This window comes from Streptomyces sp. NPDC001941, from assembly GCF_040296945.1.
Taxonomy (GTDB): domain Bacteria; phylum Actinomycetota; class Actinomycetes; order Streptomycetales; family Streptomycetaceae; genus Streptomyces.
In genome coordinates, this window is the sequence record NZ_JBEOYE010000008.1 from 38,009 (window position 1) to 58,437 (window position 20,429).

General features: G+C 75.7%; 17 protein-coding genes and 1 riboswitch. Of the genes, 14 read left to right on the top strand and 3 right to left on the bottom strand.

Going from position 1 to position 20,429, the window contains the following annotated elements; genetic code table 11:
• Positions 1-186 precede the first annotated feature (186 nt).
• The 6 genes from ABT160_RS09315 (at position 187) to ABT160_RS09340 (ending at position 6,851) form a co-directional block, all read left to right on the top strand.
• The gene (locus tag ABT160_RS09315) at positions 187-1,215 is read left to right on the top strand and encodes a terpene synthase family protein (RefSeq protein ID WP_351645585.1); all 1,029 of its coding nucleotides are present in this window, start codon (positions 187-189) and stop codon (positions 1,213-1,215) included.
• A gap of 43 nt (positions 1,216-1,258) precedes the next feature.
• Positions 1,259-2,752: an NAD(P)/FAD-dependent oxidoreductase gene (locus ABT160_RS09320; RefSeq protein WP_351645586.1), complete on the top strand. Its 1,494-nt coding sequence runs from the start codon at positions 1,259-1,261 to the stop codon at positions 2,750-2,752.
• 232 nt (positions 2,753-2,984) lie between these two features.
• Positions 2,985-4,376: an NsdA family TPR-like regulatory protein gene (locus ABT160_RS09325; RefSeq protein WP_351645589.1), complete on the top strand. Its 1,392-nt coding sequence runs from the start codon at positions 2,985-2,987 to the stop codon at positions 4,374-4,376.
• A gap of 52 nt (positions 4,377-4,428) precedes the next feature.
• The gene (locus ABT160_RS09330; protein ID WP_351645591.1) at positions 4,429-4,575 is read left to right on the top strand and encodes a hypothetical protein; all 147 of its coding nucleotides are present in this window, start codon (positions 4,429-4,431) and stop codon (positions 4,573-4,575) included.
• 119 nt (positions 4,576-4,694) lie between these two features.
• Positions 4,695-5,726 carry an esterase/lipase family protein gene (locus tag ABT160_RS09335; protein ID WP_351645594.1) on the top strand — a complete coding sequence of 344 codons (1,032 nt, stop codon included), beginning with the start codon at positions 4,695-4,697 and terminating at the stop codon, positions 5,724-5,726.
• 192 nt (positions 5,727-5,918) lie between these two features.
• A complete protein-coding gene (locus ABT160_RS09340) occupies positions 5,919-6,851 on the top strand; it encodes an RNA polymerase sigma-70 factor (protein ID WP_351645836.1) in 933 nt (310 codons plus the stop codon).
• Positions 6,852-6,869: 18 nt separating this feature from the next.
• On the opposite strand, the gene ABT160_RS09345 is transcribed toward ABT160_RS09340, so the two are convergent.
• Entirely contained in the window at positions 6,870-7,361 is a 492-nt protein-coding gene (locus ABT160_RS09345) for an FBP domain-containing protein (protein WP_351645596.1), read from the bottom strand.
• 140 nt (positions 7,362-7,501) lie between these two features.
• On the opposite strand from ABT160_RS09345, the gene ABT160_RS09350 reads away from it, so the two are divergent.
• Together ABT160_RS09350 and ABT160_RS09355 are read left to right on the top strand one after the other, a co-directional pair.
• Entirely contained in the window at positions 7,502-8,068 is a 567-nt protein-coding gene (locus tag ABT160_RS09350; RefSeq protein ID WP_351645597.1) for a TetR/AcrR family transcriptional regulator, read from the top strand.
• A 71-nt stretch (positions 8,069-8,139) separates the two neighbouring features.
• Entirely contained in the window at positions 8,140-9,300 is a 1,161-nt protein-coding gene (locus ABT160_RS09355) for a GDSL-type esterase/lipase family protein (protein ID WP_351645599.1), read from the top strand.
• Positions 9,301-9,349: 49 nt separating this feature from the next.
• Here the strand turns inward: ABT160_RS09355 and ABT160_RS09360 are convergent, their stop codons facing one another.
• Positions 9,350-10,153 (bottom strand): endonuclease I family protein, encoded by an 804-nt coding sequence (locus ABT160_RS09360; protein WP_351645838.1) that lies wholly within the window; start codon positions 10,151-10,153, stop codon positions 9,350-9,352.
• 407 nt (positions 10,154-10,560) lie between these two features.
• Between ABT160_RS09360 and ABT160_RS09365 the strand changes: the two genes are divergently transcribed.
• From ABT160_RS09365 to ABT160_RS09380, 4 genes are all read left to right on the top strand, one after another.
• Positions 10,561-11,550: a D-alanyl-D-alanine carboxypeptidase family protein gene (locus ABT160_RS09365; protein WP_351645601.1), complete on the top strand. Its 990-nt coding sequence runs from the start codon at positions 10,561-10,563 to the stop codon at positions 11,548-11,550.
• Positions 11,547-12,560 (top strand): endonuclease/exonuclease/phosphatase family protein, encoded by a 1,014-nt coding sequence (locus ABT160_RS09370; protein ID WP_351645603.1) that lies wholly within the window; start codon positions 11,547-11,549, stop codon positions 12,558-12,560. The genes ABT160_RS09365 and ABT160_RS09370 overlap by 4 nt, the downstream gene beginning before the upstream one ends.
• A 134-nt stretch (positions 12,561-12,694) precedes the next feature.
• On the top strand, positions 12,695-13,465 hold the full coding sequence (cseB, locus tag ABT160_RS09375) for a two-component system response regulator CseB (protein ID WP_351645605.1): 771 nt from the start codon (positions 12,695-12,697) through the stop codon (positions 13,463-13,465).
• A gap of 124 nt (positions 13,466-13,589) precedes the next feature.
• Complete coding sequence (locus ABT160_RS09380) at positions 13,590-14,819, top strand: sensor histidine kinase (protein WP_502984191.1); 1,230 nt, start codon at positions 13,590-13,592, stop codon at positions 14,817-14,819.
• A 22-nt stretch (positions 14,820-14,841) separates the two neighbouring features.
• Here the strand turns inward: ABT160_RS09380 and ABT160_RS09385 are convergent, their stop codons facing one another.
• Positions 14,842-16,242, bottom strand: a complete 1,401-nt coding sequence (locus ABT160_RS09385) for a prenyltransferase/squalene oxidase repeat-containing protein (protein WP_351645610.1) — start codon at positions 16,240-16,242, stop codon at positions 14,842-14,844.
• A 119-nt stretch (positions 16,243-16,361) separates the two neighbouring features.
• Positions 16,362-16,505, bottom strand: a riboswitch (cobalamin riboswitch).
• A gap of 280 nt (positions 16,506-16,785) precedes the next feature.
• Here ABT160_RS09385 and ABT160_RS09390 point away from each other — a divergent pair.
• Complete coding sequence (locus ABT160_RS09390) at positions 16,786-19,545, top strand: prenyltransferase/squalene oxidase repeat-containing protein (protein WP_351645612.1); 2,760 nt, start codon at positions 16,786-16,788, stop codon at positions 19,543-19,545.
• Entirely contained in the window at positions 19,542-20,429 is an 888-nt protein-coding gene (locus ABT160_RS09395) for a hypothetical protein (RefSeq protein ID WP_351645614.1), read from the top strand. The genes ABT160_RS09390 and ABT160_RS09395 overlap by 4 nt, the downstream gene beginning before the upstream one ends.

The following is a 20,429-nucleotide window of genomic DNA, read 5'->3' on the forward strand; positions in this document are numbered from 1 at the left end:
ACGCGTGCGACCTGCGGCGGGATCGGCAACGGGCGGGCACGGGGCGGCCGTTCAACGCGTGCACGCCGGTCATCCTCGGCGGGGCTTGAGGCAAGCGGTGCCAGGGGGCTGTCCTTGAGGGGCCACCGCCGCGCGCTCCGGGACCCTCCCGGCCGTGCGCGGCTTCCGCCCGGAGGAGCTCCGCCCATGCCGCAGGACGTCCCCATCCCTCTGCCCTTCACCCCGGTGACCGGGCAGTCCGCCCACACCGCCGGGTCCTCGTCGGGACCGGACGCGGGCGCGGCCCGCGCCCGCAGCCTGGCCTGGTGCGAGCGCCACCGGCTGGTGAACGATCCGGTGGCGGCGGAGCGCTTCACGGACTGGGACATAGCGGGACTGATGGCCGCCTGGATCCCGGGAGCGGCCGGGGAGCGGCTGGATCTCGCCGTGGACGCGGTGGCGGTCGCCGCGTTCCTGGACGAGCAGTTCGACGGTCCCGCCGGGGCCCGGCCGGAGCGGGTGGAGGCGGTGTGCGCGGCCTTCCGCGCGGTGACCGCCGGGCACCGGGCGGCGCCGGGCGCGCCACCGCTGGTCGTGGCGTTCGCCGACGTGTGGCGGCGGCTGTGCGCGGGCGCGTCCGCGCCGTGGGTGCGCGCGGCGGCGCGGCACTGGCACGGGTTCCTGGAGGCGTACGCGGAGGAGGCGCGCGGGCGGGTGCGGCGCCGGGAGCCGGGCCGCGCCGAGCACTTCGCGCTGCGCCGCAGGTCCGGCTTCGTGTTCGCGATGCTGGACCTGAGCCAGAAGGCGTACGGCTTCGAACTCCCGCCGGACGCGCACCGGGACCCGCTCCTGGCGCGGATGGCCGACATCACCGCGGACGTGGTGGACGCGCTCAACGCCGTGTACTCGCTGGAGAAGGAGGAGGCGCGCGGCGACCGGCACAACCTGGTGCTGGCCCTGGAGGGCCGGGGCGGCGGGTCGCGGGACGAGTGCCTGGCGCGCGTGCGGGAGCTGGTCCTGCACTGGTGCGAGGAGTTCCTGACCCTGGAGACCATGCTCCTGGAGGGCGAACACGCCCGCACCGGCAGGGACGCGGAGGTGCCGGCGCGGTTCACCGAGGCGATGCGGTGCGCGATGAGCGGCTACCTCGCCTGGGGCCGTGACTGCCGCCGCTACGCGGTCCCGGTGCCGGCCGGGGGGCCCGTGCCGCTCGCGGACCTGGTGGGTGCGCGGTGAGCGGGTGCGCGGTGAGGGGCGGTCCGTCACCGGGGGCGGTGCGATGAGGGTCACGGGAGCGGGCAGGCCCCGTCGGCGCGGCGGGCACGCCGTGGTGGTGGGCGCGGGGGTGGCCGGGCTGCTCGCGGCCCGGGTCCTCGCCGACGCGTTCGCCCGGGTCACCGTGGTCGAGCGGGACGAGCCGTCCGCCGCGCCGCCCGGCCGGGACGAGCACCCGCACGGGCTGACCGCGCGCGGCGCCACGGTGGTCGAGGAGCTGTTCCCCGGGCTGCTGCGCGAACTGGACGGCGGGCGGGGCGCGTCGGGGGACTTCGGCGAGCGGGTCGCCTGGCGGTTCGCGTCCGGCTGGTCGCCCCGGGCCCCGGTGGGGATCCCGCTGCGGGCCGTCGGGCACGACGCCCTGCGGGCCGCGCTGCGGAGCCGGATCACCGAGTTCGACGGGGTGCGGCTGCGCACCGGGGCGCGGGCTTCGGGACTGGTGGGCCGCGCGGACCGGGTGACGGGGGTGCGGGTGCGCCAGCCCGGCGACGCGGCGATGGACCTGGTCCTGGACGCGGACCTGGTGGTCGACGCGAGCGGGCACGGCTCGCGGCTGCCGGGATGGCTGGTGGAGCTGGGGCTGCCCCGGGTGCGGCGGCGGGTGGTGGAGGCGCGCGTGGAGTACGTGTCGCGTCCCTACGCCCTGTCGGAGCGGGACGCGCTGCCGTGGGACGCGGCCGTGGAGGCCGTGCACGCGCCGTACGGGACGCGGGGGTTCTACGCCTCCCGGGTCGGCGGCAACCGGCTCCTGGTCACCTTCCAGGGGGTGCCCGGTGACGCCCCGCCGCGCGACGCGCGGGCGCTCGCCGCCTTCGCGGAGGGCCTCGGTGCTCCGCTGGGCGCGCTCCTCGCCCGGCTCACCCCGTGCGCGCCGCCCCGGCCCGGCGTGCGGCACCCCGCCGTCCGCACCGCCTACGACCGGCTGCCGCGCTGGCCGGAGGGGATCCTGGCGGTCGGGGACTCGGTGTGCGCCGTCGATCCGCTGTACGGGCAGGGGCTCGGGGTGGCCGCGCTGGAGGCGGAGCTGCTGCGGGCCATGCTGCGCGAGGCGCCGGTGCCCGATCCGGGGCAGGGCCTGGGCGGGCTGCCCGCGGTGCTGCCGGACGGCTTCTGCCGCTACTTCCAGGTGCGGGTGGCCCGGCTGACGCGGTGGCCGTGGCTGCTGTCGACGGCTCAGGACCGCGGGTGGCGCCAGGGCGCGGTGGCGGGCCGGGCCGTCCACGTGCTGGCGGGGGCGGCGCAGCGCGCGCTGGCCGCGGACCCGTACGTCTTCCGGCGGTTCCTCCTCGTGGCGCACCTGGTGCTCGGGCCGCGCGCGTTCCTGCGTCCGCCGTTCCTGTGGCGGTGCGTCCGGGCGGCCCTGCGGCGTCCCGGGGCCGGCGCGGCGCGGCTGTGGTGGGGGCGGGCCGGGCACGCGGTCCGCGGCCCGCGCGCGGGGGGCGCGGTGCGGGTGCGCGGGGCCGGGCCCGTGCCCGGTCCCGGGCGGCTGCGCGGCTGACGCCCACCGTCGTCCCGACCGTGGGGGCGCGCGTCCTTGCGCGCGCGTCCTGTGCCAACCGTGCGCGCCCTCGGCGCGCCGGGCGCCCCCCGTCCGCTCCGTACCGGACGCCCCATAATCGGATCAAGTAATCGGCGATCGGATCAGGTGATCGGCTCGAGCGCCCGGACCCGCGCACCCGGCGCGGGGCCCCTCCCCAACCACCCCTGTCCCACCGCACGTTGGAGGGGTCGTGCCCCGACGCCCGAAGAACGCCCTGCTGGCCGGTCTGCTCGTGGACGCGGGCTGGAGCTCCGGTGAACTGGCCCGCGCCGTCAACGCCCAGGGCGCCCTGCACGGCGTGGCCCTGCGCTACGACCGGACCTCCGTGGCCCACTGGCTCGCCGGGTCGCGCCCCAGGCCACCGGTCCCCGGCCTGGCGGCCGCCTCGTTCAGCCAGCGCCTGGGGCGCGCGGTCACGGCGTACGAGACCGGGCTCGCCGTGCCCCCGGACGCCCCGGAGCCGGCCGGGGACACGCCCGCGGACGCCTCGCGACGGCTGCTGGACCTGCTGGTCCTCGAGGGTGATCCGGTGGCCGGGGCCGGGCTGCGGGGCGTGCCGTTCTCCCCGGCGGACGCCGCCGCGCCGCGTCCGTGGGCGCTGCCTCCGGGCGGCCGGGCGCGCGCCGCCGAACCGGGTGCGGGACGGGCCGTGGCCGCCGACGCGGAGTGCCTGGCGGAGGCGGCGCAGGCGTTCGCGGCACTGGGCGACCGGATGGGCGGCGTCCCGGTGCGCGGGGCGCTCCTGGCGTACGTACGGGACGCGGCGGGGCACCTGCTGACTGCCGGGGCCAGTGCGCCGGTGCGCCGCGACATCCTGTTACGCACCGCGCAGTTGGCGCACCTGCTGGCCCGGGTGACCACCGAGTCCGGCTGGCACGGACTGGCACAGCACTACTTCGACGCCGCCGCCGGGCTGGCCCGGGAGGGCGGCGACCAGCGGCAGTTCGCGATCACGCTGCGGGCGATGAGCCTGCAGGCGCTGGCCTTCGGGCACGAGGCGCAGGCCCACCACCTGGCCGAGGCGGCCCTGGCCGCGCTGGGGCCCCGGGCCGAGGAACCGGCCACCCGCTCGTTCCTGCACGGCCAGCACGCGCTGACCCTGGCGGTGCGCGGCGACCGGCAGCGGGCGGTGACCGAACTGCTGCGCGCCGAGCACCACCACGCGCACGCCACCGCCGCGCCCGGGCCCTTCTCGTCGTACCCGCGCGCCGGCCTGGAGTACCAGCGGGCCCGCGTGCTGCACGTCCTGGGCGACGAGGAGCAGGCCGTGTCCGCGCTGCGCAGCGCCGCCGCGCACCGGGCGCCCGAGCAGCGCCACCCGTACGCGCTGGTGCACGCACGGCTGGCCGAGGCCCAGCTGCGCGTCGGCTACCTGGAGGAGGCGTGCGCGTCCTGGCACGTGTTCCTCGACCAGTACGCGCACCTGCGCTCGGCCCAGGTCGACCGGGCGCTGCGGCGGCTGCGCCAGCGGCTGCGGAGCTTCCCCGGGCACCCGCAGGCGCGCGAGGCGCTGGACCGGGCCGGGGACCTGGCGCGCACCGGGCGTGCGCCATTCGCGGGGACCGCGGCCCGAATCGGATGATCGTGGGCCGCCGGAGGCGGTGCCACCCGCCCGGGGCGGTAGGGATCCCGCCATGGACGACCCTTACCTCACCGCACTCGTACTCGCCGGACAGCACCGCGCGCGCACCGCGCCGCTCCTGGACGGCCCGCTCGACGAAGCACCGGGTCAGCGCCCCGCCGTGGAGCCCGCGCCGGAAGGGGGCCGCCACCAGGGGTGACCCGCGCGACACGGCCCCGGATCGTGCGCGGCGCCCGGAGTTCCCCGTCCCCTGCGGGGCGCGGGTGATTTTCCGGCGGCGGTGCGGGGCGCGGTCGCGCTCCGGGCACACCTGCCCGTATGCGCATCCGTACGAACGCCCGCCGCGTTCCCGCCCGACCGTCCCCGCGCCGCCCGGGCGCGGGGGCCCTCGTCCTCGCCCTCGCCGCCGCCCTGGTCCTCGGCCCGTCCGCCGCCGCGCCCGCCTCGCCCCGCACTCCCCCGGTCCCCGGGGCAGGGGCGGCGGCCGGGCCCGAGGGCCTGGCCTCCTACCCGCTGGCGGCCCTCGGCTCGCTGCTGCGTCCCGACGCCGCGCCGCCGGGCGCGGACGACTTCTCCTGCCGCCCCACGGCGGCCTATCCGCGTCCGGTGGTCCTGCTGCACGGCACGTACGCGAACGCCTTCGCCGCCTGGAACCGGCTCGCGCCGCTGCTGAAGGTGGACGGCTACTGCGTCTTCGCACTCAACTACGGCGGCAAGAAGGGCAGCGCGGCCAAGGGCGGCGCGCGCATCGCGGACTCCTCCAAGGAGCTGGCCGCGTACGTGGACAGGGTCCTGGCCGCGACCGGTGCCCGGCAGGTCGACCTGGTGGGGCACTCGCAGGGCGGCGGTCCGCTGCCGCGCTGGTACCTGAAGTTCGACGGCGGCGCCGACGCGTCCGACCCGGCGCAGAACAAGGTGCGGCGGCTGATCGGCCTGGCGCCCAGCAACCACGGCGCGACCCTGTTCGGACTGACTTCGGTGGTCGGCCAGTTGGGGGCGCTGGGGCTGGTCGGCTCGGTCACCGGGCCCGCCGTCGCCGACCAGCTGCGGGGCTCGGCCTTCCACGCCGCGCTCGACCGGGGCGGCGACACGGTGCCCGGGGTGGAGTACACGGTGATCTCCACGCGCGGCGACGCGCTGATGGACGGCGCGCGCCACCAGTACCTCCAGGCGGGGCCGGGCGCGACGGTGGACAACATCACGATCCAGGAGCGGTGCGGGCTCGACCTGTCGGCGCACTTCGACGTGCCCTACGACTCCAACATCCTCACACTGGCGCGCAACGCGCTCGATCCCGCGCACCCGCGGCCGTTCCTCTGCACGCTGGTGCTGCCCGCGCTGATCGGCTGAGCGTCCCAGGCCAGGGGCGGTGTCGGGGCACCCGGGGCCGTCCCGTAGATTCCCTCGCGCGGCCGTGCCGGGCACGGTCGCGCCGTCTCGTCCCGCGGGCGAAGGCCCCGGGGCGGCGGGAGGATTCCACGGGTGTCGGGGGCGGACGAAGTGCACGAGGAGACCACGGTGTTCGACGGGGAGAGGGCCGGGCTGCCGCCCCGTACCGAGCAGTTCGAGGAGTACCGCTCGCTGCTCTTCTCCATCGCCTACCGGATCCTGGGCAGCGTCGCGGAGGCCGAGGACGCGGTCCAGGAGACCTGGCTGCGCTACGAGTTGTCGTCGACGGAGCCGGAGTCGCCGAAGGCGTTCCTGTCGTCGGTGGTCACCCGGATCTGCATCGACGTGCTGCGCTCGGCGCGGGTGCGGCGCGAGGAGTACACCGGCCCGTGGTTCCCCGAGCCGCTCCTGGACGACCCGTACGAGGACCCGGAGCGCGCGGCGGAGCTGGCCGACTCGGTGTCGATGGCGGCGCTGCTCCTGCTGGAGCGCCTGTCGCCGCTGGAGCGCGCGGTGTTCGTGCTGCGCGAGGTCTTCGGGTACGGGATGCCGGAGGTCGCGGCGGCGGTGGGGCGCACGGAGGCGGCGTGCCGCCAGCTGGCCTCGCGGGCCCGGCGCCACATGCACGAGGGGCGGCCGCGGTTCGAGGCGGACCGCAGGGAGCGCGACGAGCTGGCCGCCCGCTTCTTCAGCGCGCTGCGCGAGGGCGACGTGGAGGGGCTGCGGGTGGTACTGGCCGCCGACGTCCAGGTCGCGGGCGACGGCGGCGGCAAGGCCCCGGCGCTGGCCAGGGCGGTCTTCGGGCCGGACAAGGCGGCCCGGCTGCTCGCCTCGTACGCGGAGCTGGCCCTGCTGGTGCAGGCGGAGCTGGACCTCGTCGAGCTCAACGGCGCTCCGGGCGCGATCGTCCGCGACCGCGACGGCAACGTGATGAGCTGCATGGTCCTGGAGGTGCGGGACGGACTCGTGCGGTCCGTGCGCTCGGTGGTCAACCCGGACAAGCTCGGGCACCTGGGCCCGGTCGGTGACGCGTACGCCTTCGGCCGGGAGGCGCGGCGGGCACGGCAGGAGCGCCGGGCGGGGTGACCCCGCCCGGCGGACGGCTCACTGGGTGACCTTGCGGACGAACGCGGCCAGGTTGCCCCGGGCGCGCTCCGCCTTCTCCTCCACCGTGAGCGACTCGTGCAGGCGCCCGCCCGCGCCCGCGTCCTTCTTGCCCCGTACGTAGAGCGAGCAGGCGAGGTCGCCGCAGGCGTACACGCCGACCGAGTTCCCCTGCTGCCCGGCCTTGCCCGCGCGGCGCGCCACCATCAGGTCGACGCCGTCGGACGGGGCGGTCAGGCAGATCGAGCACAGGCTGCGCCGGGCCTGGCCGGCCGGGGCCGGGGTGGCGCGCAGGGCGACCGCCTGGAGGCGGCCGTCGAGCTCGGTGACGAGGTAGGCCCGGTCCGGGGCCTGCGGGTCGCGCCAGCCGAGGAAGTCCAGGTCCTCCCAGGGGCGCTCGGCCAGGTCGCGGGGGATGTTCAGGCGCTTGGCCTCGCCCTTGGTGCAGTTCACGAACGCGGCGCGGATCTCTTGTTCGACCAGTTGCTTCATACATCCGAGGCTAATTTGCCTATAGGTCGTAGGCAAATGAATAATGGTTCCAGGTGGACGGTCGGCTCCGGCCGTCCTGCCCGGAAGCCCGTGGACCCACCGCGGGACCGGGCCGCCGCCCGCCACAGCAGGGAGCAGCCATGGGACGCGTGGGCCTCACCACCGAGCGCCTGGTGCACGCCGGGGCCGAGCTGGCCGACGAGGTCGGCTTCGAGCAGGTGACCGTCTCCGCGCTGGCCCGCCGCTTCGGCGTCAAGGCCGCCAGCCTGTACTCGCACGTCAAGAGCTCCGACGACCTCAAGACCCGGATCGCGCTGCTGGCCCTGGAGGAGCTGGCGGACCGGGTCTCCGACGCCGTCGCCGGACGGTCCGGGCGGGACGCCCTGTCCTGCTTCGCCGACGCCTACCGCGACTACGCCCGCGCGCACCCGGGCCGCTACACGGCGGCCCGCCACCCCCTGGACGCCGCGACCGCGGCGGCCAGCGCCGGGGTGCGGCACGCCCGGATGTCCCGGGCGATCCTGCGCGGCTACGACCTGGCGGAGCCGGACGAGACGCACGCGGTGCGGCTGCTCGGCAGCGTCTTCCACGGCTTCGTCAGCCTGGAGTCGGCCGGCGGCTTCAGCCACAGCGCGCCGGACTCGCAGGCGAGCTGGGAGTGGGTCGTGGACCGTCTCGACGGGCTGCTGCGCGGCGGGCCGCGCTGACCCGGCGCCCCTCCCTCCTTCCTCCTGCTTGCCGACGACCCCTGCCTTCCCGACGACCCCTGGGGATCCCCATGCATTCCATCGACCTCACGCCCGGCCTGGTGCGCGGCGCCCTCGAACTGGAGCGCACCGAGCAGGGCCTGCTGCCGCACCGGCTGCCCGCCCGCGCCCGTGCGCAGAACTCCGACGGGCGGCTCGCCATGGCCGAGTCCCAGCCCTCCGGGGTGCGCCTCGCGCTGCGCACCGCCGCCACCGTGATCGAGCTGGACACGCTGCCCACCAAGCTCGTGTACACCGGCGCGCCACCCCGGCCCGACGGCCTGTACGACCTCGTGGTCGACGGCCGCCCGGCCGGGCAGGCGGTCGCGGCGGGCGGCAACGTACTGACCGTCGATATGTCGACCGGCACGGCCGTGCCGACCCCGGGGCCCGTGGCCACCGTGCGCTTCGAGGGCCTGGCGGCCACCGAGAAGGACGTCGAGGTCTGGCTGCCGTACGGCGAGCCGACGGTGCTCGTCGCGCTGCGCGCCGACGCTCCGGCCGTGCCGCTCCCCGACCGGGGCCGCCGGGTGTGGATGCACCACGGCAGCTCCATCAGCCACGGCTCGGACGCGGCGAGCCCCAGCACGACCTGGCCCGCCACGGCGGCCGGGCTCGGCGGGGTGGAGCTGGTGAACCTGGGCTTCGGCGGGAACGCGGTGCTCGACCCGTTCACCGCGCGCGCGATGCGGGACGCGCCGGCCGACCTGATCAGCGTCAAGCTCGGGATCAACGTCGTGAACCACGACGTGATGCGGCTGCGCGCCTTCGGTCCGGCGGTGCACGGGTTCCTGGACACGATCCGCGAGGGCCATCCGACGACACCGCTGCTCGTAGTGTCGCCGGTGCTGTGCCCGATGCACGAGGACACCCCGGGGCCCTCGCTGCCGGACTACGGCGCGCTCGCCGAGGGCCGGCTCGGGTTCAGCGCGGGCGGGGACGCCGCCGAGGTCGCCGCGGGCAAGCTGACCCTGAACGTGATCCGGGCCGAGCTGGCCCGGATCGTGGAGCAGCGCGCGGCCGAGGACCCGCACCTGTCCTACCTGGACGGCCGCGAGCTGTACGGCGCGGCCGACCACGAGGTGCTGCCGCTGCCGGACTCCCTCCACCCGGACGCGGCGGCGCACCGGCTGATGGGCGAGCGGTTCGCGGACCTGGTGTTCGGCAAGGGCGGGGCGTTCGACCGCGTGTGAGGCGCGGGGTGCCGCGCCCGGGATCCGGCCCGGGCGCGGCCGGGGACCGCTACCAGATGGCCTCGACCCACTCCGGGTGGTCGATGAAGGGGTTGCGGTTCTTCTGGTAGCGCGCGTAGATCACTTCGTTGCGGTTCTTCTCGAAGGCGTCCGGCGGGTCCTGCTCGTTCCACTGCTTGAGCACGGAGAGCCTGCCCATGAGCGGTGAAGTGCCGCTGTTCGTCTTGTCGTTGGGCTCCAGGTCCGGCCAGGAGTCGTCGCCCTCGTAGCGCACCGCCATGTAGAGGACCATGCGGGCGACGTCGCCCTTGACGGCGTCGCGCGGCTCGAAGGAGTCGCCGTCCGTGAAGTTGCCGGGCGCGCCGCTGACCGCGCTGCCGCCCTTGTCGAAGTCCTTGTTGTCGCGGATGCCGTTGACCCTGACGTCCTCGGGGCGCAGGTGGTGCAGGTCGGTGCCGGGGCCGGTCGCGGTGCCGAAGTCGCCGTGGGACTTGGCCCAGACGTGCTCGCGGTTCCAGTCGCCGGTGTTGCCGCCGTTGAGGGACTTGGCGCGGGAGGTGCCGCTGTAGAGCAGGATCACGTTGTTGCTGTTGGCCGGGTCCTGGTCGGTGACCTTCAGGGCGTCCCAGACGGCTGCGTACGAGATCTTGGTCTGGTTCTTGATGATCGCGTGCAGCGAACTCTTCAGCGCCGTACCGGTCTTGCCGATCGCGCTCGCGTAGTAGGTGTCGTCGTAGGCGGCGGTCGCCGCGCCCGCGGAGGGGGCGACGGCGGCGGGCAGGGTGACGCCGACCAGGGTGGCCGCGGCGCCGAGGGCCAGGGCCTTCCAGGCGCGTATGCGCGGAGCAGGCAGGACGGGCACGGGGATGTCCTTCCCGGAGGAGGTGGGGGGCCGCGCGCTCCAGGCCCCAACGGGCCCCGGTTCTACGCGGGTTGACTTCACGTCACGGGGAGGGTGCCACGGCCCCGCGCCCCGCCGGGTGAAGGCCGCGGGTCGATCGCGTAACGCTGTCGTGGACATGGCGTGCCGCGCGGCGCGGGTCCGGCCCCTCGGGCGCTTCGAGGCGGGCGGGAGCGCGGGTCCGGCCCCTTCGGACAGGGAGCCCGGCGCCGATACCCGATCGACACAAACCCGCGCGCCCCCGGATGCACGGCGCTGATCGTCGTGATGCGGGGCCCGCCCAGTCTGTGGTCAGTGCACGGAATCCCGTGCGACGGCAGTGGAGAGGGCGGATTCCGATGGGTGTACGGAGTGCGAGGGTGGCTCAGGTCCCCAGGCGGCGCGTGGTGTGCGGTGCGCTGGCGCTGACGGCGGTGCTCGGCGGCGGTACGTACGCCGGGCTCGGGCTGCTGGGCGACGGGACCGCCACGACCGCGTCCGCCGCGTCCGGGATCACCGACACCGCCGCGGTCGCCGACAAGGTCAGGCTGCCGTGGCCCGGCGAGGGGCAGACGAGCATCGCGGTGGACGGCCTCGGTTCGCTGGGCAGCAAGGGCCGGGCCCAGCCCGTGCCGATCGCCAGTGTCACCAAGGTCATGACCGCGTACGTGATCCTCAAGGAACACCCCCTCAAGGACGGCGAGCAGGGCCCGGACATCGACGTCGACCAGGCCGCGGCCCAGGAGTCGCACTCCCTGGACGAGTCGACCGCCCCGCTGCGCGAGGGGCAGCGCTACACCCAGCGCCAGATGCTCGAACTGCTGATGCTGCCCTCGGGCAACAACGTGGCCCGGCTGCTCGCCCGCTGGGACTCCGGCTCGCAGGAGGCGTTCGTCGAGAAGATGAACCGGGCCGCGAAGGACCTCGGGATGACCAACACGACGTACACCGGGGCCAGCGGATTCGAGCAGAGCACCCGCAGCACCGCAGACGACCAGCTGAAGCTGGCCAAGGCGGCGATGGACCAGCCGGTCCTGCGCCAGGTCGTCGGCATGCGCGAGACCACGCTCCCCGGCATACCCGGCAAGGTCGTCAACACCAACAAGCTCCTGGAGCGGCCCGGCGTCGTCGGCCTGAAGACCGGTTCGACCACGCCCGCGGGCGGCAACCTGATGTGGGCCGCCGAGGTCGAGGCGGGCGGCAAGAAGCGTCTGGTCCTCGGGGTGACCCTGGCCCAACGGGCGAACACCACCCCCAACGAGGGCCTGGCGGCCGCCCTGGAGCGCAGCGGCAAGCTCATCGAGGCACTGCGCGAGCAGCTGCCCACCGCGCTCGACGGCGCGAAGGCCGACCAGGGGGCCCGGTCATGAGCGCCCTGCACCCCGACGCGCGACCCGGGGCACGCCCCGTACCGCCTCCGGCACCGACGCCCCCGGCCGCCGCGCCCGGGCCCCGCCGCACCGGCCCCTGGCGGCGCGGGCGGGTCCTCGCCGGGGCCGCCGTGCTCAGCGCGCTGCTCATGCTGGGGCACTCGCTGGTGCCCAACACGCCCGGCAATCTCGGCAGCCTCCTGGAGACCTTCCTGCCGTGGCTCGGCCTGGCCGTGCCGCTGCTCCTGGCCCTCGCCGCGGTGCGCCGCTCGGCGACGGCCGCCCTGGCGGTGCTGCTCCCCGCCCTGGTGTGGACGTCGCTGTTCGGCGGCGGGTTCCTCGACAAGACGGGCAGCGGCGGCGACCTGACCGTGGTCAGCCACAACGTGGACGAGGGGAACCGCGACCCGCGCGGCACGGCCCGCGCCCTGGCCACCTCGGGCGCCGGCGTGCTGGCCCTGGAGGAGCTGTCCTCGAAGGCGGCGAAGGTGTACGAGGAGGAGCTGGCCGCCGACTACCCGTACCACTCCGTGCAGGGCACCGTCGGGCTGTGGAGCCGCTACCCGCTGCGCGACGCGCGGCCGGTCGCGATCATGCCGTGGACCCGCGCCCTGCGGGCCACCGTCGACACCCCCAAGGGCCCGCTCGCCGTCTACGCCGCGCACCTCGCGTCGGTGCGCGTCCACCCCGCGTCCGGCTTCGGCACCGAGCGGCGCAACGACGCGGCGCAGAAGCTGGCGGACGCGGTGCGGGCCGAGCCGCTGCCCCGGGTGATGGTCGTCGGCGACTTCAACGGCAGCACCGACGACCGGGCGCTCCACGGCGTCGTGGACGGGCTGCGCTCCGCCCAGGACGAGGCGGGCGCGGGACTCGGCCTCAGCTGGCCGGCCTCCTTCCCCCTGGTCCGGATCGACCAGGTCCTCGTCAAGGGCGTCACCCCCGTCTCCGCCTGGACCCTGCCGGGCACCGGCAGCGACCACCTGCCCGTCGCGGCGTCGGTGCGGCTGTGAGCGGCGGGTGCTCCCGGGCGGCCCGGCTCACCCGGCTGCTTCGGGTTCGCACCGCCGAGCGGCTACCGTCGGTGTCAGTGGGCCGCCCACCTGCGGCGCAGCCACCCCGTACGGAACGACCTCCAGGTGACGCCATGCGAGAGCACGACCCCGCCCCCACCCCCGACCCCGCCGTGCGCGCGGGGCGGCCGACCGGCCGCGAGCCCGCGGCCGCCGACCCGGTGCACGTCCTGCTGGTGGAGGACGACGAGGCGATCCGCCGGTCCGTCGGCCTGGCCCTGGAGCGGTACGGGTACCGGGTGACGGCCGCCCCCGACGGCCTGACGGGCCTGGAGGTCTTCCGCGAGGGCGGCCACGACCTGCTGATCCTCGACGTCATGCTGCCGCACCTGGACGGCATCGGGCTCTGCCGCCGCATCCGGGAGACCAGCCAGGCACCGATCCTGATGATGTCCGCGCGCGGCGACTCCCTCGACGTGGTGTCGGGCCTGGAGGCGGGCGCCGACGACTACGTGGTCAAGCCCGTCGACACCACCGTGCTGGTCGCGCGCATCCGCACGCTGCTGCGGCGCGCCGAGTTCGCGGCGGGGCCCGCCGCCGAGGAGGAGCCGCGGGAGGACCACGTACGCGCCTTCCACGACCTGACCGTGGACACCCTGGGCCTGGAGGTGCGCAGGGACGGCGAGCCGGTCGCGCTCACCCCGACCGAGCTGCGGCTGCTCCTGGAGTTCGTGGCCGAGCCGGGCGTGGCGCTGTCGCGGCAGAAGCTGCTGCGCGAGGTGTGGGACTACGGCTGGGAGGGCGACACCCGGGTGGTGGACCTGACCGTGCAGCGGCTGCGCAAGAAGATCGGCGCGGACCACGTCGAGACCGTGCGCGGGCACGGCTACCGGTTCCGGCGCTGACGTGCGGGGCCGACGGGGCGAGGACCCCGAGCTCTCCCGCGCCGCCCGGGCCGCGCTGCGGCTGTCCGACCCTCGCTCGCTGCGCTGGAAGATCGTGGCGGGCGTCGCGCTGGCGACGATCGCGATGGCGCTGGGCATGGGCGTGCTGGTGCACCGGACCACGGAGACCCGGTCGATGGGCATCGCGCGGGGCGCGGCGCTGCGCGAACTGGACGCGGCGGTCGGCCAGTTCGAGCGGGAGCGGGCGGGCGAGCGGGTTCCGGACGAGCACCGCGGCTACCGCCTCGGCGCCGAGGTCCCCGACGACCTGCTCGCCCGGCTCGGCTCCGGGAGCGAACCGGTCACCTGGTACGACGACCGCAAGCCGACGCGCCTGAGCATGTGGGCGGCGCGGAACGTCGAGGGCCAGGCGCTCGCCGTCTCGTACGACATGACCTTCGACGACCTCAGCCGCAAGGCCCTGGACCGCCACATGCGGTACGCCGCCGTGGCCACCCTCGCCGTCGTCCTGCCCTCCACCCTGCTCGCCGCCGAGCTGGTGCTGCGCAGGCTGCGCCGGGTCGCGGGCACCGCGCGCCGCATCCGGCACGGCGAACTGGACGCGCGCACCGGCGGGCGGGCCGGGAAGGACGAGATCGGCGAGATCTCCTCGGCGGTCGACCACATGGCCGACGCGCTCCAGGAGCGGCTGCGCACCGAGCAGCGCTTCACCGCCGACGTCGCGCACGAGCTGCGCACCCCGCTGGCCGGTCTGGTCACCGCGTCCTCGCTGCTGCCCGAGGGCGAGGCGACCGAGCTGGTCCAGGACCGGGTGCGGGTGCTGCGCGGCCTGGTCGACGACCTGCTGGAGGTCTCGCGGCTCGACGCGGGCGCGGAGCGGGCGGACGCGCAGCCGGTGCCGCTGGGCGAGCTGGTGGCGGACTCGGTGCGGCGGACGGGCCTGGACGCGCGGGTGGACGTGGTGGGCGAGCCGGTGGTGCGCACGGATCCGCGCCGCCTGGACCGCATCGTCGGCAACCTGGTGGTCAACGCCCACCGCCACGGCGGCGCCCCGGTGCGGGTCACCGTCGAGGGGGTGCGGGTGGTGGTGCGGGACGGCGGGCCCGGGTTCCCCGCGGAGATCCTGGAGCACGGCCCGCAGCGCTTCCGCACGGGCGCGGCCGAGCGCGGCCACGGGCACGGGCTCGGGCTGACCATCGCGACGGGCCAGGCACACGTGATCGGCGCACGTCTTGAGTTGGCGAACGATCCGGCGGGCGGGGCGGTGGCGACGCTGGTCCTGCCCGCGCAGGGCACGGAGGCGGACGCACTGGAGGACACGGCGGAGGACGCGGCCGGCCCGTCCGGGGGGTGACCCCGGACGGGCGGCCCCGGCCTCAGCTGCCGTACTTCAGGGCGATGGTGTCACCGGCGTTGATCACCGTGCCGCGCGACGCGGCGATCGCGCCGGCCCCGTCGACGCTCGACTTCCACGTCGAACCACCGCTGTTCGCCGTGCCGTTGACGGCCGTGATCGTGCCGCTCCCACTGGCCGGGTTGACCGAGGTGACGCAGCCGGTGGCCGCGTCGAGGACGGTGCCGAGCGTGGTCGTGGCGGCGGTCGGGGTGAAGGTGACCGCGCAGACCTTGAGCGTGGTGCCGTTGTCGACGGTGAGGGCGAGGCGGGTGGCCGTGCCCGGGGTGAAGGCGGTGGTGGCGGCCCACTGCGGGGCGCCCGCCGTGGTCGGCGCGGGCGGCGCGGCGATGAAGCCGCCGCCCGCGACGGCGCGCAGGCCGTCGATGGAGGCGTAGGCGGACGGACTGGTGTCGCTCGGGAGGTACTTGAAGCCGCCGCCGGGCTTGAACTGCTGGGCGATCAGGAAGTCGACCGGCGTCTTGCCGGCCTTGGTGAGGAAGTCGCCGGTCTGCGGGTTGATGCCGCAGGCGTTGAGACCGGAGACGGCCCAGCCGTTGGAGTCGGTGTTGACGCCGAACATCGCGTCGAAGGCGCCCGAGGTGTTGATCAGCTTGGACTTGAGGAACGCCTTGGCCTTGGTGACGGCCAGGTCGGTGTTGGGCACGCCGGCGGTGCAGAGCGAGGCCATGGCGGCGCCGGTCATGTCGATGTCGCTGGCGGCTGCGAGCTTGGCGGGGTCGCCCTCGGCCTTGCTGTAGTTCCAGCCGCCGTCGTCGTGCTGGTTGGCGCGCACGGTGGCGACCGACGTGGCGAGCAGGGCCTGCGGGACGCGCTGGGCGCCGCCCTGGGTCTTCGCCCCGGCGAGGGCGATGAGGCCGAAGACGGTGCCGTTGAAGTTGGCGGACGCGCCCCAGTAGCCGGGCTCGGCGCTCTGGTAGTAGCCGTAGATGTCGGCGATCAGGTTGCGGCTCGCGGAGACCCGGGCGGGGTCGACGCCCGCGGAGTACGCGTTGATCGCGCCGCGCTCGTAGTCGGTGACGACCGGGGAGCCGCCGGGCCAGGCCGACCCGGTGAGCAGGTTGCGGTAGACGGTGCGGGCGTTCTTGGTGGCGTCGCCGCCGGGCGTGACGTCGACGGCGGCGGTCCCGGCGGCGGCGAAGGCGGAGAAGGCCCACTCGTTGGACAGGCCGGAGCCCGCGTAGGAGCCGTCGGCGGCCTGGAGGGATCTGAGGTAGCTGACGCCCGTCGACTTGGAGGTCGCTATCTGCGCGGGCGTGGAGGTCGCGCTCGCGGGCACGGCCGTGAGGACGAGTGCGCCCAGGGCGGCGGGCACGGCGAGGCGCAGGGCGCGACGGGCGGGGACGGTACGGGTGGCGGTCATGGCGGGCTCCCGGAATCAGGGGACGCCGACCGGCGCCTCCCTCGCGGGTCCCGGCCGTGACGGCGTGCGGGAGCGCGTGCGGGCGGCACGAGGTCGTCGTCCAAGCGCGTGGTTCGACTTCCGTGGTGTCGTGCCGCGTGGGCATTCGGGCTCGTACCGGCTCCCCACCGGTCCACACCGCTGCGCGTCAGCTCTGGGTTCGCACCAGATTCCCCCATTCGGCAAGCCGGGAGGCTACCCGAACATCGCAGGTCGCGCACGCGCCTTGACGCTCCGTTCGCTCCCGTGTTCCAATGCGCCCGATTCTTCGTTCAGTTCACGGGGGAAGCCGGTCGAATCCCGGCGCTGACCCGCAACCGTAGGTCAGGCGGATGTCTCCACACCCGCCCGACGAGCCGGATTACCCGCGCTGAACGCTACGCAACAGACGCCGTCGCGGACTACGGCGTGGTTCGGCCCGCACTCCCCCGTCCCCTGCGAGGACCGGGTGGCCAGCCATGCGTGCTCCGCTGCGGACGACGCAGGGGGCTTTCGGTGCTTTCGGTGGGCAACGCAAGGGGTTCGGCCAGGAGCGGGGGCAGACGCCTGCTCGCGCTGCTGTGCGCCGCCGTGACGACGGTGGGCGGGGGTGCGCTGCTGCTCGCCCAGGCCGCTCCGGCGGCAGCCGATCCCCTGGGCGCGTGCACGGCCACCAAGGGCGCGGTCGTGGCGGTGGACTTCGGCGACTGGGGCGGCACGGTGGTGCGCGGCTGCGACGCCACCCCGACCACCGGCTACGACCTGCTGCACGAGGCCGGGTTCACGACGGCGGGCACCGAGCACGACGGGCCCGCGTTCATCTGCCGCCTGGGCCACACGGACTTCGACGGGGGCCGCCAGTACCCCACCCCCGACAAGGAGGCGTGCGGGCTCACGCCGCCCGCGGCCGCGTACTGGTCGTACTGGACCGCCCCGCCCGGCCAGGACTTCTGGACCTACAGCCCGCTGGGCGCGATGGCCCATAAGCCGAAGGACGGCTCGGTCGAGGCGTGGGTGTACGGCGGTACGAAGCCGGGTGGCGGCGGGGGCGAGCCCTCCTTCCCGCCCTCCGCCGTGCGGCCCGGCGGTGTCGCCCCGGGCGACACCCCGCCCGTCGTCCCCCCGGGCGAGGTCAAGCTGAAGGACGCTTCCGCCTGGCTCAAGACCCGCCTGACCAACGGCACTTACGTCCAGGACGAGGGCGCCGAGGCGCCGAACTACTACCAGACGGCCCAGACGGCGCTGGCCCTGGCCGCAGGCGAGGGCGGCAGCGCGACCGTCGAGAAGATGACGCGCTACCTCGCCGACCACGTCGAGGAGTTCGTCTACCCGCAGGGCGTCAGGCAGCCCCCGTCGGTGGGCAACGCGGCGCTGGCCGCGCTGCTCGCGGCGAGCACCGGGCGCGACCCGCGCGACTTCGGCGGGCACGACGTGGCGGGCGACCTGGCCGGGACCGTCTGCACCACCGGCGCCGGTGTCGCGCCGTGCGTGGGCAAGGGCGACTTCTCCGACGTCGGCGACGTCGAGACCCAGTCCCTGGCCGTGCTCGCGCTGCTGCGAGCGAAGATCGCCCCGCCCGCCGAGTCACTCGCCCGGATCGCCGCGCACCTGTGCAAGGACGGTGGCTTCAGCCCGACCCTGGTGCGCGACGGCGACGCCTGCACCTACGGCGACCCGGCCACCACGCCCTACGCGATGATCGCGCTGCACACGGCGAACGTGAGCGGCGACGCGGTCGCCAGGGCGCGGAAGGCCCTGTACAAGGCCCAGTTGAAGACCGGCGCGTTCGGCGCGTACGCGGGCGTGGAGACCGGCGACGTCGGCTCCACCGGCAGGTCCGCGCAGGTCCTGCGGATCCTGGGCGACACCATGCGCGCCGACGCGGCCGTCTCCTGGCTGTCGCGGCAGCAGACGAAGGCGGGCGGCTTCGGCTTCGACGAGGGCGCCGCCGACCCGGAGCCGTATCCCACCTGGGCGGCGGTCGTGGCCGGGGCGCGCACCAGCCTGGCCACGCTGACCACGAAGAAGCCCGACCCGGAGCCCACCCCGACGCCGCCCCCCACGAAGACGCCCGGGCCGACCACGAAGCCCACCGGCGTGCCGAAGCCGCCGTGGGAGCCGGGCCAGGGCCCTGACGTGGCCAGGGCCACCGCCTTCCTCACCGACGGACAGCGCCTGCGGCAGGGGCACTACTACGAGAACGTGGCCGGGACCGGCTTCGCCGACTTCGGCCTGACCATCGACGGCGCGTACGCGCTCGCCGCCACGGGCAGCGACGACGCGACGCTGCGCGGCGTGGTCGACTTCCTGGACCAGCAGGGCACGGACGCCACGCGGCCGACCGCGCGCACCGTCAACGACTGGACCGGCGTGGGGACTTCGCACGCGGCGGGCGGCTCGATCGGCAAGCTCGCCGTGCTCGCCCAGTCCGTCGGACGCGACCCCCGGAACTTCGCGGGGCACGACCTGGTCGCCGCCCTCGCCGGGGCGACCTGCGCGGCACCCAGCAAGGCCCCGGACCGCAGCTGCCCCGCCAAGGGCGCCTACCGGTACGCCCCTTCGGTGTTCGCCCAGTCCCTCGGCGTGATCGCCCAGCAGCGGGCGGGCGAGACGGCGGCGGCCGCCGGGCCGCTGGCCTTCCTGCGCTCGCTCCAGCACGCCTCGGGCGCCTGGCCCAGCCTGGTGCCGTCGACCGGCGACTCCGAGGTCGACTCCACCGCGATGGCGGCCATGGCCCTGGACCTCGACCAGGACGCGGCGTCACGGGCGGCGGTCGACAAGGCCCTGGCCTGGATCGCGTCCCGGCAGCTCGCGGACGGCGGCTTCCCGGGCGCGTCGGGCAACTCGGTCAACTCCGCCGGCCTCGCCGTCCAGGGCCTGTCCCTGGACGCGGGGAAGTACGGCGCGCAGATCAGGAAGGCCCGCCTCTTCCTGAAGAAGCAGCAGAACGCGGACGGCGGGTTCAACGTCGCCGCCGACGGCCAGCGCGGTTCGGACGTGCGCGCCTCCACCCAGGCCCTGGGCGGCGCGTTCGGCACCTCCTTCGGCACCCTCCACCGCGACCTCTCGGGCACCACGCCGCGCCCCGGCTCGGACGACCCGGCACCGGCCCCGAGCGGCGGCGGCTCGCCCAACATCGTTACCCCTGACGGCGGTTCGGGCGACCTGGCCGCCACCGGCGCCCCTGTGTGGGGCACCGCCCTGGCCGCGCTCGTCCTCACGCTCGCGGGCTGCGGCACGGTCGTCGCCGTACGCCGCCGTGGCACCGCCGGGAGCCACCGGTGAGGGCCCCGCGCGCACTCGGCGCGCTCGCCCTGACCCTCGGCGCCCTCACCGCCACGACCGGCACGGCGTCCGCCGCGCCCCAGCCGATGGGCCGGTGCACCACGTCGTCGGGCGCGGTCCTCGCGGTCGACTTCGGGCGGTGGGGCGGCCCGGTGATGCGCTCCTGCGGCACCACCCCGACCACCGGCTACGAGCTGCTCAACCAGGGCGGCTGGCGCACCACCGGCACCGGGCACGACGGCCCGGCGTTCATCTGCCGCATCGGCTACAGCGGTCACCAGGGCGGCAAGCAGTTCCCGCCGCCGTCGCAGGAGGACTGCGTGCTCACGCCGCCCGCGTCGGCGTACTGGTCGTACTGGCACGCCGACCCCGGGCAGAACAGCTGGACCTACAGCCAGCTCGGCGCGATGCTCTACAAGCCCAAGCCGGGCAGCGTCGACCTGTGGATCTTCGGCGGTACGAACGTCGAGGGCACGGAAGGCCGCCCCACGCTCACCCCGGACCAGCTGCGCGCCCACAACTCCCGTCCCACGGGCGGGAAGACGCTGCGCCCCGAGCAGACCCGCGAGGCCGACCCGCTGCCGCCGGGCGTGAACACCGGCCCGGCCCCGGAGCGTACGAGCGCGACCCCGAGCCCGTCCGCGTCCGCGTCCACGTCCGCCCCCGTCAGCGCCTCCCCGTCCCCGCCGCCGTCCCCCTCCCCCAGCGCCTCCGCGCCCGCCGTGGCCGCGCCGAGCCGGGAAGCGAAGGTCGTCGACGCGGCGCCCGCTGCCGCCGCGCCGCACGACAGCGGCTCGGTGCTGCCCGTGGTCGGCGGCGTCGCGCTGATCGCGCTGATCGGCGGCGCGGCCGTGTACTCCGCGCGCCGCAGGCCCTCGGAGTAG

What these genes read in the sequence shown, in the direction of transcription:
- ABT160_RS09370 (WP_351645603.1), top strand. Translation starts at nt 11,547, where the DNA reads ATGAGCGCCCTGCACCCCGACGCGCGACCCGGGGCACGCCCCGTACCG.
- ABT160_RS09380 (WP_502984191.1), top strand. Translation starts at nt 13,590, where the DNA reads ATGGCGCTGGGCATGGGCGTGCTGGTGCACCGGACCACGGAGACCCGG.
- ABT160_RS09330 (WP_351645591.1), top strand. Translation starts at nt 4,429, where the DNA reads ATGGACGACCCTTACCTCACCGCACTCGTACTCGCCGGACAGCACCGC.
- cseB (WP_351645605.1), top strand. Translation starts at nt 12,695, where the DNA reads ATGCGAGAGCACGACCCCGCCCCCACCCCCGACCCCGCCGTGCGCGCG.
- ABT160_RS09355 (WP_351645599.1), top strand. Translation starts at nt 8,140, where the DNA reads ATGCATTCCATCGACCTCACGCCCGGCCTGGTGCGCGGCGCCCTCGAA.
- ABT160_RS09350 (WP_351645597.1), top strand. Translation starts at nt 7,502, where the DNA reads ATGGGACGCGTGGGCCTCACCACCGAGCGCCTGGTGCACGCCGGGGCC.
- ABT160_RS09385 (WP_351645610.1), bottom strand. Translation starts at nt 16,242, where the DNA reads ATGACCGCCACCCGTACCGTCCCCGCCCGTCGCGCCCTGCGCCTCGCC.
- ABT160_RS09335 (WP_351645594.1), top strand. Translation starts at nt 4,695, where the DNA reads ATGCGCATCCGTACGAACGCCCGCCGCGTTCCCGCCCGACCGTCCCCG.
- ABT160_RS09315 (WP_351645585.1), top strand. Translation starts at nt 187, where the DNA reads ATGCCGCAGGACGTCCCCATCCCTCTGCCCTTCACCCCGGTGACCGGG.
- ABT160_RS09345 (WP_351645596.1), bottom strand. Translation starts at nt 7,361, where the DNA reads ATGAAGCAACTGGTCGAACAAGAGATCCGCGCCGCGTTCGTGAACTGC.
- ABT160_RS09320 (WP_351645586.1), top strand. Translation starts at nt 1,259, where the DNA reads ATGAGGGTCACGGGAGCGGGCAGGCCCCGTCGGCGCGGCGGGCACGCC.